General features: G+C 46.9%; 8 protein-coding genes. All 8 read right to left on the bottom strand.

Annotated elements, in window-relative coordinates; translation table 11 throughout:
- Positions 1–505: 505 nt before the first annotated feature.
- Positions 506–1,549: a LacI family DNA-binding transcriptional regulator gene (locus tag G5B06_RS11390; RefSeq protein ID WP_148446724.1), complete on the bottom strand. Its 1,044-nt coding sequence runs from the start codon at positions 1,547–1,549 to the stop codon at positions 506–508.
- Positions 1,550–1,576: 27 nt separating this feature from the next.
- A complete protein-coding gene (locus tag G5B06_RS11385; RefSeq protein ID WP_148446726.1) occupies positions 1,577–3,163 on the bottom strand; it encodes a response regulator transcription factor in 1,587 nt (528 codons plus the stop codon).
- On the bottom strand, positions 3,163–4,902 hold the full coding sequence (locus tag G5B06_RS11380) for a cache domain-containing sensor histidine kinase (protein WP_148446728.1): 1,740 nt from the start codon (positions 4,900–4,902) through the stop codon (positions 3,163–3,165). The genes G5B06_RS11385 and G5B06_RS11380 overlap by 1 nt, the downstream gene beginning before the upstream one ends.
- A 137-nt stretch (positions 4,903–5,039) precedes the next feature.
- Positions 5,040–6,407 carry an MFS transporter gene (locus tag G5B06_RS11375; RefSeq protein WP_243278893.1) on the bottom strand — a complete coding sequence of 456 codons (1,368 nt, stop codon included), beginning with the start codon at positions 6,405–6,407 and terminating at the stop codon, positions 5,040–5,042.
- A gap of 250 nt (positions 6,408–6,657) precedes the next feature.
- Positions 6,658–7,605: a substrate-binding domain-containing protein gene (locus G5B06_RS11370; RefSeq protein WP_173761922.1), complete on the bottom strand. Its 948-nt coding sequence runs from the start codon at positions 7,603–7,605 to the stop codon at positions 6,658–6,660.
- A 124-nt stretch (positions 7,606–7,729) separates the two neighbouring features.
- A complete protein-coding gene (locus G5B06_RS11365) occupies positions 7,730–8,881 on the bottom strand; it encodes an iron-containing alcohol dehydrogenase (RefSeq protein WP_173761921.1) in 1,152 nt (383 codons plus the stop codon).
- Between the two features lie 138 nt (positions 8,882–9,019).
- Complete coding sequence (locus G5B06_RS11360; RefSeq protein WP_021976607.1) at positions 9,020–9,805, bottom strand: 5-deoxy-glucuronate isomerase; 786 nt, start codon at positions 9,803–9,805, stop codon at positions 9,020–9,022.
- A gap of 16 nt (positions 9,806–9,821) precedes the next feature.
- On the bottom strand, positions 9,822–11,753 hold the full coding sequence (gene iolD / locus G5B06_RS11355; protein ID WP_148446735.1) for a 3D-(3,5/4)-trihydroxycyclohexane-1,2-dione acylhydrolase (decyclizing): 1,932 nt from the start codon (positions 11,751–11,753) through the stop codon (positions 9,822–9,824).
- Positions 11,754–11,766 lie beyond the last annotated feature (13 nt).

Genomic DNA, 11,766 nt, shown 5'->3' with positions numbered 1-11,766 from the left:
CCACCTTCCCGCCACGCAAGCGCAAACTCAGCCCCTCCAACTCCAGGCATCCAGCGCAGCGCCGATGCCCGCCACCTTCCCGCCACGCAAGCGCAAACTCAGCCCCTCCAACTCCAGGCATCCAGCGCAGCGCCGATGCCCGCCACCCTCCCGTCAGACAAACGCAAACTCAGCCCTTGCAGTCGTCCAGCGAAGCGCTGACGACCCACAACCTATCCGTCAAACGACCTTATTTCTCGCTGGATGCACCAGCCGTGGAAGGGGATGCTGTCTGGCTCTGCTTCTGCAGGAGGGGAGCTGATTCTTGGGCGGCGGAAATCTGCGTTGTTTTACAAAAGTCCGCTGTCTGAGCGGCAGCAGGCCGCGAGTTCGGACTTTTGTAAAACGGTTTTAGCAGAATTCCGGCGCCCTAGAAGCCAGCCCCCGACGAAGCCGCAGACCAGACAGCATCCCCTTCCACGGCGTCCGGTCCGTCCATCCGCACAAAAAAGGAGACACCCCCATTTCAGTGTCTCCCCTCCGGAATCGTATACTCATTTCTTATATATATCTCCGTAAACAACTTCTCCCTATCCGGTTCCTCCCCATTAAACAACAGCCGAAACAAAATCATCACCGGCTCATACCCCTGTATCCTGGCATCCTGCCCAATCAGAAAATGAATAAACCCTTTCCTCATCAATTCATAATTCCGCCCCATAAAATCATTAGCAACCATCTTCACCTGGCCCATCTTACCAGCCTCTGCAATAGCCCGGCAAACGCCCTCCTCACCATGAGAAGTAAGATAAATCCCCGCAAGATCCGGAACCTCTTCAAAAATCTTCTCCGCAATCTCTCTGGCCCGCACATTCTCCTCAAAACAATACTCCGGCCCAATGATCTCAATCCCCGGATACTTTTTCCTCATCTCAGACTGAAACCCCGACACACGACTGCTAAGAGAAGTATTGGTCCTGTAACCAGAGATAATGGCAACTTTCCCCTTTCCCCCGGTAAGTTCTCCCATAAGCCCCGCAGCCGCCCGTCCACACTGCACACCATTCTGCCCCACAAAACAAAGCCGCTTCGTATCCTCCACATCGGAAGTAAAAGTCACCACCGGAATATGATACTCTTCCACAAACCGGTCGATCTCTTTTTTCACCTCTTCGGCTTCAAGAGGAACCATCGCAATACCGCTGACTTCTTCCTGCCGCATTTTTTCCATGGCAAAAAGAACATCCTCTGCACTTTGATGCTCAATGGTATGGATCAGCACCGTGCCGCCCAGATTATCGACTTCCGCCCTGGCCTCCTCAACACCCTTCATGACTTCCTTCATAAAAGGAGTCTCCGCACCCTGAAGGATCACGCCAATCTTGATATTATTTCTACTCATGGACAGGGCACGGCCCAGCTGATTCGGTTTATACCCCATCTCCTCCGCGATCTGCCGGACCCGTTCTGCTACTTCCGGCCTGATACGCCCTCTGTTATTCAATGCTCTGTCAACGGTTCCTCTGGAAACACCAGCAGCCTCTGCAATCTGTCTTATGGTAACACCCATGTTCTTGCTCCTCTTCTCTGCTATACCCTATGATATGCCGGAACCCTTCCGGTACTCCGCAGGGCTCATCCCTGTGATCTTCTTAAATGTCTTGGAAAAATAGTGGTAATCTCCGAAACCGGAGCGCAGGGCCACATCCTTCACCCTGCAGTTCGTCCCGGAAAGAAGCTTCTTCGCACAGTCAATCCGAAGCTCCTGCACATAATTGGAAAAACCAATCTTCATCTCCTGTTTGAAAAGATAACTGAGATAGGCAGGATTCACCTCCGCCGCATCTGCCGCATCCTGGAGGCTGATCTGCTCTTCATAATGTTCCCGGATAAACTCCAGCGCCTTTTTCACAGCAGCAGAAATCCCCTCCGGAACCACATCCTCTCCTCCTGCAAAAAGTTCCGAAATACAGGAATTTCCTTTTTCCCGGAATTCTTCAAAATCTTCGATCTCTTCATACCAGATTGGATCTTTTTCAAGGCCTGCTGTCTGGTTCAGTTTCTTAAGCCACTGTACAAGAAGCCTTCCGTCCGTATAACGATTCTGACATTCTGTAAGGACCTGCTCCCAGAGCTCTTCCGCCTTCTTTTTGTCCTTTCCTGCTTTCAGGGCAGAAATCTGTGTTTCCAGTATGTCGGCACTTTCCGGCAGAACACTGTCCGCTTTCTTCCGGCCTTCAAAATAAAGGATCTCTTTTTTCTCATAAAAATGCAGTTTCATCATTTCTCTGGCCTGCTGGTAAGCCTGACGGATTCCTTCCTCTCCCATGCAGACACTGCTGACACTGATGCCGAAATCGCAAAAATCCTCCTGGCAGTGCCGGTAGCAAATAGCCGCAACCTCTGTCAGCCTCTGCTGCATGGCTGAAGTCCTGCAGTCCCTGGAAAGATCCAGAAAACAACAGAAAATCCCTGCACCAAGATAAATCACTTCTGTAAATTCGCTTTCTGTTCCAAGGAGCTCTTCCGTCCGTTCCAAAAGCCTGTGGCGGAAATGATGGGAATACTGTTCCACTTCCAGCGGGGTCCACTGCCGTTCCCGCTCCGCCCATCTTTCCATAAACATACAGATCACAGCGCTGTTAAAATATTTCCCGGCGATCCCGGCTTCCACACGTTTTTCTTCACGTGCCTGGTTTTTCAGCATCCCGGAGATCAGGCCGTTGAAAAAATAATATTTTAGAGCATGGCTTCCCAGATGGATCAGTTTTCTTGCCTGCGCCTGTTCCTGGCTTTTTTTCCTGCGGTTTTCAATCAGCCGGGCTGATTTTTCCAGGGTATCATAGAGACTGTCCTCATCCAGACTGTTTTTCAGTACGTATTCATCCGCGCCAAGGCGCATGGCCTCTTTTACATATTCAAAATCATCATGACAGCTGAGCACGATAATATAGATATCCCTGTTTTCCTCACGGATCTTTCGGATCAACTCAATGCCATCCATCACAGGCATGGTCAGATCCGTCACAAGAACATCGATCTTTTCTTTCTGAAGAAACCCGTAGGCTTCCTCTCCGTCCTCGGCATCATCCACGATCTCGTATCCAGCTTTTTCCCAGGAATCCAGTGTTTTCAGATAACTCCTTACCAGAAAATCATCATCTGCCACCAGTGTTCTGTACATCAGCTTTTCCTCCCTTCTTCCGGTATATCATAGATTGCTGGCAGAAAGACAGTAACGATTGTACCATTACTGCTGCTGTCATATTTCATTCCACCTTTTTCTCCATAATAAAGCTCCAGTCGTTCTTTTACATTGGGAACTCCCACTGCGGAAAGTCCCTTTGTCTTTTTTGCACGACTTCCCAAAAGATCCCGGATCTGTGCTTCTGTCATTCCTCTTCCGTTATCTTTTACTATAAGGATCAGCTCTCCTTCCTTTACTTTTCCGCTGATCCATATCTTTCCTGTCTGCCGCTTGATGTCAATCCCGTGAAGAAGGGCGTTCTCCACAAGGGGCTGAAGAATCAGCCTTGGAATATAGCACCGGTATGCTTCCTCGGAAATCTCATACTCCACCTGAAAACTCCCCTGATAACGGAAATCCTGCAGATGGATATAGTTTTTCAGGATATGGATCTCATCAGCAACGGAGAGAAAACTTCCTTTTTTGTTGATGCTAGCCTGAAGAAGCTCCACAAAATCTCCGATGAGGCCTGCCAGCTCTTTCTCCCCTTTTAAAAATGCGGCAAACTTGATGGAATTCAGGGTATTATACATAAAATGCGGTGTGATCTGATACTGCAGCGCTTCCAGTTCCGCATCTTTTTTCTGCTGTTCCTCCTCAATCACCTGGGCGATCAGATCTTCGATGTAATCCAGCATATGGTTGAATTCTTTTCCCAGGGTTCCGATCTCATCGGCAGTGGTCACTTCTGTGCGAAGGCTTAAGTCTCCCTCACCAACCTTCTCAATGGTACCTGTCATGGACCGGAGTGGTCCGCAGACCACCCTGGAAAGCCACAGTGCCAGAAGCACAGCTGCCACAAAAACAGCCCCGAAGATTCCGATCAGGAAAAGCCTCATCTGGGAAAGTCCACTTAGGACTTCTTTTTTTGGTACTTCCAGGTATAACCCACAGTCTGAAAAACTTCCTCTGCTGAAAAAGGAGATCACACCGTTTTTTTCTATATATCCTTCCACACCTGGAACATCATGGTCTGTAATCTCCGGAAATGTTTTCCCAAGATCACTGTAATCTTCTGATGTTACAATCTCATTATTTCCATCCACAAGCAGAATCCTGGTGATCTTCTCATCATTGACAGCTTCCAGATATTCATAATAAATGGCCCGTTCCTTGATGTCCGCCGCAACATATCCCAATGCCTCTCCGTTGTCATCTTCCACCTTCTGGATCACCGAAAGAAAACTGCTGCCTTCATGGACCAGGGATTCCACAAGGACCGGAAAAGAATCCCTCTCCTGTATTTCTTCCAGCTCTTCGATCCGCTCTCCTTTAATCCCTTGTTTGTTTACCGGAAACTCTTCCGATGTCACCGCCATTTTTTTGTCTGGAAAAACAAAGTAAAGGGAGTTGATATCTTTATATTCCCGGCTGTATTCCCGGAGAAGCCCGGCTATATTTTCCAGGCTGTTTTCATTCCCGGTACGGATATATTCCTCCGCATTATTCCGGACATCCTCATCCCAGGCAGTTTTCATATTCACATAATAAATCTCTTTCAGGGATTCGTCCAGATTTTTTACAGTCTGCTGCATCCGTCCGTACAGGATCCCGGAATAATTTTCTTCGATCATCTCTGCAGCCCGGAGATAAAATACCACGGTAAGAGAACCGGCGGTAAACATGGTAACTGTCAGAATCGCCAGCATGATCTTTGCCCGGATGCTTTTTAACACAAGACCTCCTCCCTTCTGTAAAAGCGGATACATCTCTTCCGCTTTGGCTGTTTCCTCATAAACACAGGAAACAGCAGGAGTATCTTACCCCTGCCTGATTTCCTGTTTGTGGTTGAATATATGTTTTACAATAAACTTTATAACTGTCCGTGTGCCTCGCGCTCGGTAAGCTCCTGCATGATCGACGGATACATCTTGTCAAGTTTGTATCCGAAGAGTGTTACGATGATCACTGCTGCAATGAGGATCGGTCCGAATTTGTAAAGAGAAACGATCATCTCCAGTGCTGTTTCCGGCTGTGCTGTCATTCCTGCGGAAGAACTTACATATCCGGAACTGCTTAAAAGTCCTGTGATCACTGCAGATGCAAGACCCGCGCCAACTTTTGTTCCGATGGAACCGCCTGCGAAGATCAGGCTTTCCTGACGGATGTGGTTTTTCCACTGTCCGAACTCTACTACATCACCGACCATACTGAATACAACTGCGTTTAACGGTGCAAGTCCGATGGCACGTGTAACACAGCTCATAACCATGAATCCGAAGCTGTATGGGTTCAGGAAGAACAGAAGCTGTCCGCCAAGTGCGATAAATCCGCCGACAAATGCGATGTTTCTTTTTCCGAATTTCTTAATTAACGGTGAGCAGACGAAGATTCCTGCTACCAGTACCAGTGTTTCTGTAAGATACAGTGCGCTGTACATCCATGTGTCATTGTTGAAGATATATTTGCAGTAGTAAGGAAGAATGGTTCCTGTGATCGTAAAGGATACGCTCTGTACTGTCCAGAGAAGCATAACTGCCCAGAAATACTGGTTTGTAAAAAGTGCTTTCAGCATTGTAGGAACCGGAAGTTTCTCGTCTTTCTTTCTTGCCTCGATCTGAACTTTCTCTTCACATTTGAAGAAGCACAGAAGCAGAAGAACCAGTGCCAGTACTGCCCAGACGCTCATAACTTTGATCCATGCAGCCTGATCGTTTCCAACCAGTTTTACAAGTGGCAGTGTACAGGTTGCAGCGATAATTCTGCCAAGAGGGGAAAGGCCCATTCTCATAACACTGAGTTTATCTCTCTCCGATGACTCACGGATCATCATTGTGGAAAGACTTCCATATGGAAGGTTGATCGCTGTATAACATACTGTTGTACAGAAATTATAAGTTACAAACAGATACAGAAACTGAAGCATTCCTGTTGTGTGTGGTACTGTAAAAAGCAGTACTGCTGACAGTGCAAACGGTACACTCATCCACAGAAGCCAGGGTCTTGATTTTCCCCATTTGGAATTGGTACGCTCTACAATGACACCCATAACCAGATCAGAAAATCCGTCAAAGCATCTGGAAAGCAACATGACAAGTCCGACTGTCGCTGCACTGATCCCTACATAATCTGTGTAAAACAGTGTCAGCAGTGTTCCAATCATTCCGAACACGATATTACATCCTACATCTCCTCCAGCATAACACAGCCTCGTTGATACCGAAAGTTTTTTCTTCTCCATCTTATTATCCCGCCCTTTCATTTCTTTTCGTTTTTTGTTTTCGACTTCCTTTTGATGATTCTATTTTATCGAAAATACGGGATTATCAAAGTGTGAGAAATTTTAGTTTTTTCGGTATTATTTTTGCCTGACTGTTAAATCTGTGCCAAAGTTCTCCTGTTTCCGGTTTCCCGGTGTCCTGTTTTTGTCCTATTTTTATGTTTTGTGTTTTATTTTTGGATGAAGATGCTCTGCTTCCTGCCTTTGCACTTTAAGAAGAACCATATTTGTCTTCTTTTATGTATGCATCAATATTTTCCGTGGTAAGCACCTGGGAATCCAGGATCTCATCCTCTCCGGTTCTCTTTCCTTCCAGATCGTTCACAATATACCGGATGGTTTCGTAACCAATCTGATAACCGGACTGGGCACCCAGGGCCACGATACGTCCATCCTGAACTGCTTTCAGAGCATCTTCCTGAGCATCTACGGAAACAATGGAGATTTCCCTCCCTTCCGTTGCCTCCGCAAGTCCCAGGGCCGTCACAGCACTGGTGGTCATGATCCCGTCAAGATCCGGATACTTCTTGAGGATCTCATCCACATCTTTCTGAGAAACCTGCATATTGCTGTAACCGTTTCGCACCATTTCAATGGTGATCCCGGGTTCTTTTTCCATATATTTTTCAAATCCGTTAACACGCATCCGATGCCCTGCCTGATTAAAATCACCGGCGATCACACCGATCTTTCCCTTATGATCCAGGGCCCTGGCAAGCTGCTCGCCAAGCTCATAACCCAGTTTTTCATTGTCAATTCCGATATAAGGTACATCTGCATCTTCTATGGGGGTATCGCAGGCGTACACGGAAATACCTTTTTCCTTCGCCTGCTGCACATACTCTTCACATTCATAAGAATCAATTGGGGAAACCGCCAGCGCCTGGATATCTGTTTTCAGAAGATCCCTGATCATATTTTTCTGGACTTTTTCCTCTGTCTCAGAATCCGGAGACAGGATCACCACATCCGCATGATATTTTTCCGCCGCATCTTCCATTCCGTCACAGACGGACAGCCAGTATTCGCTGCTTTTGGATTTTGTGACAACACCGATGGTTACCTTTTCCTCTTCTGTTTTCTTTGCTGAGGGCCCGCATCCGGAAAGGCTGCAAAAACTTAAAACTGCCGCCAGAATACAGATATATTTTTTTCTCACGAAGGATATGCCTCCCTTTCTTTTGCAGCTGCCGCTGTTTTTACTACGGAAAAAAAGACTCCGGAGCCTTTTTCTCCGGTCCGGAGTCTTTTCTTATCTGGCATTTCGGATTTACATGTGCATTTTACCAGAGTTTTCTGTAGATTTCTTTCACTTCTTCTTCGGTTACGTCACGCATGGTATTCTGCGGGCTTCCGCTGTCCATAGCGTCATGTGCCATTTTATCAATTACATTGAAGAATTCTTCTTTGTTGATTCCGAACTGCTCCAGAGTCGGAGTATCCAGTTCATTTACAAGTGCCTCTACTGCTTTCAGGAATTTCTCAGCTGCTTCCTGATCGGAATCGGAGGCGTCAGCAACACCGATATCACGGCCAAGGGCACCAAATCTGTCATATGCTCCAGGAAGTGCGAAAGTAAGGCACTCTTTCAGAAGCATGGCATTGGAAAGTCCGTGCGCTACATGGAACAGAGCTCCGATCGGGCGGCTCATTCCGTGGATAATGGTAACGGATGCATTGTTGAATGCGATTCCTGCTTCCAGAGCTGCTACTGACATCTGTACACGGGCTTCTTCGTTCTTTCCGTCTTTGTACGCAATTGGAAGATATTTGAAAATTCTCTTTACTGCTGATACCGCAAATGTATCGGAAAGTGTCTGTGCTTTTCTGGATGTATAAGCCTCCACACAGTGGCAAAGTGCATCAAGGCCTGTTGCTGCTGTGATCTTTGGAGGTGCAGTCATAGTAAACTGCGGGTCGATAATGGCAAGATCCGGCATGAGAACTTTGCCTTTAAGAAGCATCTTGATGTCTTTTTTAGTATCTGTGATGATCGTGAACTGTGTTGCCTCAGATCCCGTTCCTGCTGTAGTAGGGATTGCTGCCATTGGCGGCATCTTTACATCGATCACTTTTCCCATGTAATCGGAAATGCTTCCGCCATTTACTACCAGTGATCCGATAGCTTTCATGGAGTCAATGGGGCTTCCGCCTCCCAAAGCTACCAGGAAGTCACAGTTCTCATCTTTATAGATCTGTAAGCCTTTTTCAATCATGGTATCTGTCGGCTCACCACAGATGTCAGAATAAATGCTGTATGCAATGCCCTGATTTGTCAGCGCCTTCTCAACTTTTGCACAGTTTCCCAGGTCGATCATTACTTTATCGGTTACGATCAGAGCTTTTTTACCAAGGAGTTTCAGTGCGTTTTCCGCCATATCCAGTGCTCCGGAACCGGAAATAATTTCTCCAGGTACAATAAATTCTCTTGCCATTGTCAAAATCTCCCTTCAGTCAGTACAATTTTTTTCATAATAGCAGCAGGTCTGCCACTGTCCGTTCCTCACGGACAGCAGCATTCTCCTCTTCCTGCTGCCTGTTATTTACGTTTCAGTATCTGTTTCTCCGAATCCTTAAAACTCGGCGTCATGAAGCCAGGTATATCTCTCATCCTCGCAGCGGTCTGTCTGCAGCCACGGATTTCCGTCAATGTGGCGGATCATCCAGCATGTGTACATCTGATATCCAGGTGCAACTGCCTGCGGATGAAGCTCTCCTCCCGGAATTGCGGAAAAGCTCTCGTCTGTACTCTTAAATACCTGATCACCGACAAAGCTTGCTCCGAATCCTTCCGGATGGTCAAATTTGAAGAAGTATGTCTCAGGCTGCGGATGTCTGTGCGGCAGGTATCCGGACCAGTTTCCTCTGTCATTGAGGACCTCACCAAGTACCATGTTGGACTCTGGTGAAATATCATGATCAAAAATCGTGTTTACTCTTCTCTTTGCAACATTTCCGAATTTGCCCACACAGGAATATCCCCACGGAGCATCTTCCGGTTTATAAAGTTTTGCGCCGAAATCTTTTTCATTCTTTGTGCACTGAACAAGGATCTGTGACTCTGCATTTGCCACAACTGTGATCTCTGTTCCTGTGCATCCGTGAACGCACCATGGTCCTTCTGTGAACACATCTTTTCTTGTTGCTGTCGCCTCGTTTCCGTTCCATTTATAAGTAATGTTTCCGGAGAGAAGGAGAACTGCTGTCTCCTCACCCTCTCTTAAAAATGTTCTTGTCTCTCCTGCTTTCATACGGTAAACACGGATGTCCATCATCATGGCCTTGTACTCATTATCGTATGTTGTAAGAATCTTTTCGCCTTTTTCGTCATATTCCGGATAACCAAATACTTTACTCATTTTCTTACCTCCCAGATTAGTACAGTCTTGCCTCTTCACGGCCTTTCATAACTCCCTCGCAGGCCTTTCTTACGCTTTCTTTCTCAGATGTTGTTGCAATTCCTACATCCCACCAGGACTCATATCCATCTGTCATGGTCTTCGGGATAACTTTCAGATCAAAGAGGCATGCAACATCCTGTTTCTTGGCATCTTCCAGAGCGTCAACAAGCTCCTGGATGGTGCGGCAGGTATAAGTCTTCAGGCCATAGCCTTCGCCGACTTTTGCATAATCTACAGGGATCAGATCTCCGGTCGGTTTCTTGCCGTCTGTGTAACGGAACTCTGTTGCAAGGCTTCCGATTCCGTGGTTCATCTCAAGGTTGTTGATGCAGCCAAATCCGCAGTTATCAAATACCATGATGTTGACTTTCTGTCTCTCCTGCATGATAGTCATGATCTCACTGTGGAGCATCTGGAAGCTGGAATCACCAACCACGCAGTATACTTCATTATCCGGCTCTGCAAATTTAACACCAAGGGTAGCGGCAACTTCGTATCCCATGCAGGAATATCCGTACTCTGCATGATATCCGCCACGTTTGTCTGTTCTCCACATACGCTGCATACAGCTTGGAAGAGAACCGCCTGCTGTGATGATGGTTGCATCTTTGTCGATGGTTCTGTTAATAGCTGCAAGTGCTGCTGTCTGTGTAATCTTTCCGTTTGTAAGTTTTACATACTCCGGAATGGTACGAGGATCTCTTGCCTTGATTAACGGCTCAAAGTCATCTCCTGTGTACTCAATGCTTCCGAGACGCTCCATCTCTTTATCCCATGCAGCTTTTGCTTTCTCGATCTCATCTGTGTATGCGGATTTATATCCTCTTGCACGAAGTTTCTCTGCAAGTGCTTCTACGGTAGCTTTTGCATCACCCACTGCTTTTACTGCATCCATCTTGTATGCGTGGAATCTGCAGTTGTTGATGCTTACGAACTGAACATCCTCGTTCTGGAACAGATGCTTGGAGCTTGTTGTAAAGTCAGACATTCTGGAACCGATAGAGATTACCACGTCTGCGTCTTTACCGATGATATTGGAAGCGTAGGTTCCTGTTACGCCGATGCCGCCAAGGCAGTATGGATTGCTGGACTGGCAGGCACTCTTTCCGGCCTGTGTTTCGCCAAACGGGATCTTGAACTCCTCACAGAATTTCTCAACGGTTTCTCCTGCTTCTGAGTAACGAACACCACCACCAACAACGATAAGCGGTTTCTTAGCTCCTGCGATGATCTCTGCTACATCCTCAAGCTCTTCATCTACTGCAACCGGTCTTGTGATTCTGTGTACTCTCTTCTTAAAGAAGTACTCCGGGAAGTCAAAGGACTCACCCTCAACATCCTGGCAAAGCGCGATACAGCATGCACCTGTCTCAGCCGGATCTGTAAGAACTCTCATTGCGTTAATAAGAGCTGTCATAACCATCTCCGGTCTTGTGATTCTGTCCCAGTATTTGCAAACTGGTTTAAATGCATCGTTTGTGCTGATGGCAAGGCTGCTGCTCTGCTCCAGCTGCTGAAGAACCGGATCAGGCTGGCGAGATGCAAAAGTATCTGCCGGGAATACAAGAAGCGGAATGTTGTTTACTGTAGCTGTCGCACATGCGGTTACCATGTTTGCAGCTCCAGGTCCGATGGAAGATGCACATGCGATAATTTTCTTACGGTTGCTCTGTTTTGCAAAAGCGGTTGCAACGTGGCACATGCCCTGCTCGTTTCTTCCCTGAAGAACCTTTAACTGGCCCGGGTTGGTATCCAGTGCCTCACCAAGTCCTACGGCAATGCCGTGTCCGAAGATTGTGAAAAAGCCTTCTACAAATTTTGTCTCCACTCCGTCCATGGAAACGTACTGATTATCCAGGAATTTTACAATTGCCTGTGCAGTTGTCATTCTTACTGTCTTTGCCATTTTTTCCACTCCT

Source organism: Blautia luti, from assembly GCF_013304735.1.
Taxonomy (GTDB): domain Bacteria; phylum Bacillota; class Clostridia; order Lachnospirales; family Lachnospiraceae; genus Blautia_A.
The sequence above is the reverse complement of the archived record's forward strand: the minus strand, read 5'-3'. Positions and strand labels throughout refer to the sequence as shown.